The organism is Halobacterium bonnevillei (assembly GCF_009831555.1).
In the GTDB taxonomy this organism is placed as follows: Archaea; Halobacteriota; Halobacteria; order Halobacteriales; family Halobacteriaceae; genus Halobacterium; species Halobacterium bonnevillei.
Map to the genome: position 1 here is coordinate 1 of NZ_WUUU01000324.1, position 1,478 is coordinate 1,478.

Sequence of the window (1,478 nt, forward strand, 5' to 3'; positions counted from 1 at the left end):
ACGCGTTCGAACTCCTGTCCGGTGTACACCGCGAACGTCAGCCCGACGAACTCCGGCAGCACCGGCATGTCGCGCAGGTGCGTCCGGATCGGGTCGTTTGCCGTCTCCTCGGACGTCGATTCGCGGGGGTGCGCGCTCTGGATACCACCGAGCGCGTGACCCCGACGTGCCCGAAGTGCGGCGCGACGATGGAGAGCGCGGGCGCCGGCCAGGGCTACCGCTGTCGGGACTGTCCCACGACGGCGCCCGGTAAAGTCGACCGCGACGTCGACCGCGACCTCGAGGTCGGCTGGTACGAGGTGCCGCCGCGGCCCGCCGTCACGTCGCGAAGCCGCTCGTGCGCGGCGACTGGGACGCGCCCGTTCACGTCGAGCGGTGAGTCGCCTGGTCGCGTCGAGCGGTGACTCTCGGGTTCTGGGCTCCAGGCGGTGACCCGCCGGTTCCGAGGATTCTCGCCACGAGTTCTGCGTCCGTCGGCGATTCCGCGCGCTCTTCTCACCGTGTGAGAACACCGCACTGTCCCACAACGCTTTATCCCCGTGGGCGGCCAAGGTGTGGGTATGCGCCGCGACCGCCGCACCCCCGTCGAGTCGGATCGTGCCGCGACCGAGACGCCCGACAGCGACGACCTCGTGCGGCGACTCGACTGCCGCATCGAGGACGGCGAGGACGGAACGCGTGCGACGCTGTTCCCGGCGGACGCCGACGGCGACGAACTCGTCACGCACTGGCTGACCGCGGACGAGGACGACGTCGTCTCGCTGGCCGACTGGCGCTAGTCGAACAGTGCCTCGATAGCAGCGTGGACCCGCCGCGGGACGTGCGGCCGAACCACCGTCTCCTCGAGACGGCCGTGGTCGACCCACTCGACCGCGGTCGCGTCCGACCCCGCGGTCGGTGTCCCCGTCGTGTTCGATGCAGCAACCGCGTAGCCGACGGAGACGACGTGTTTCTCGCCGAAGGGCTCGAGCTGCGTCGCCTCCACCAACACCATGTCGGCGGGGTCGGCGGTCAGCCCTGTTTCCTCCCGGAGTTCGCGCGCGGCGGCGATCCGCGGTTCCTCCTCGACTTCCAGGTGTCCGGCCGGCGTCGACCACTCGCCCGCGCCCGGGTCGACGCCGCGTCTCACCAGCAACACGCGGCCCTCGTCGTCGACGACGGCGGTACCGGCGACCGGCACCGCGTTCCGGAACTCCGGCCGCTCGCAGGACGGACACCACTTGCGCTGTCGGCCGTCGACGCGTCGCTCACCGAGCTCGGTCCCGCACCTGGGACAGTACTCGGGGATCATTGTTTCAACCCGCTCCCGGTGAGCGCGACGACCACGTCGTCGTCCGAGCACACCGCGCCGCGCTCACGGTAGTCCGCGAGGCCGGCGACGGCGACGGCGCTCGTCGGTTCGACGTAGAACCCGCGCTCGTGGAGCTCCGCCAGGTCGCCGCCGTCGCGTCGCGTCGCACGCGATGGCGTCGCCGTCG

General features: G+C 71.3%; 2 protein-coding genes and 3 pseudogenes. 2 read left to right on the forward strand and 3 right to left on the reverse strand.

Annotated elements, in window-relative coordinates:
• Positions 1-125: pseudogene (locus tag GRX66_RS18925) on the reverse strand (ribosomal protein S19 family protein); the annotation flags it as partial.
• A gap of 3 nt (positions 126-128) precedes the next feature.
• Between GRX66_RS18925 and GRX66_RS18930 the strand changes: the two are divergent.
• A pseudogene (locus tag GRX66_RS18930) lies at positions 129-379 on the forward strand (tRNA(Ile2) 2-agmatinylcytidine synthetase); the annotation flags it as partial.
• Between the two features lie 181 nt (positions 380-560).
• Positions 561-779 carry a DUF7511 domain-containing protein gene (locus tag GRX66_RS18935; RefSeq protein WP_159527839.1) on the forward strand — a complete coding sequence of 73 codons (219 nt, stop codon included), beginning with the start codon at positions 561-563 and terminating at the stop codon, positions 777-779.
• Here GRX66_RS18935 and GRX66_RS18940 read toward each other — a convergent pair.
• The gene (locus GRX66_RS18940; RefSeq protein ID WP_159527840.1) at positions 776-1,291 is read right to left on the reverse strand and encodes an NUDIX hydrolase; all 516 of its coding nucleotides are present in this window, start codon (positions 1,289-1,291) and stop codon (positions 776-778) included. The two genes, GRX66_RS18935 and GRX66_RS18940, sit on opposite strands and share 4 nt — an antisense overlap.
• Positions 1,288-1,478 (reverse strand): annotated as a pseudogene (locus GRX66_RS18945) (threonine synthase); the annotation flags it as partial. The pseudogene GRX66_RS18945 and the gene GRX66_RS18940, both read right to left, overlap by 4 nt.

Bases quoted from the DNA above. Each gene is read 5' to 3' on its own strand.
- GRX66_RS18935 (WP_159527839.1), top strand. From the start codon at position 561: ATGCGCCGCGACCGCCGCACCCCCGTCGAGTCGGATCGTGCCGCGACC.
- GRX66_RS18940 (WP_159527840.1), bottom strand. From the start codon at position 1,291: ATGATCCCCGAGTACTGTCCCAGGTGCGGGACCGAGCTCGGTGAGCGA.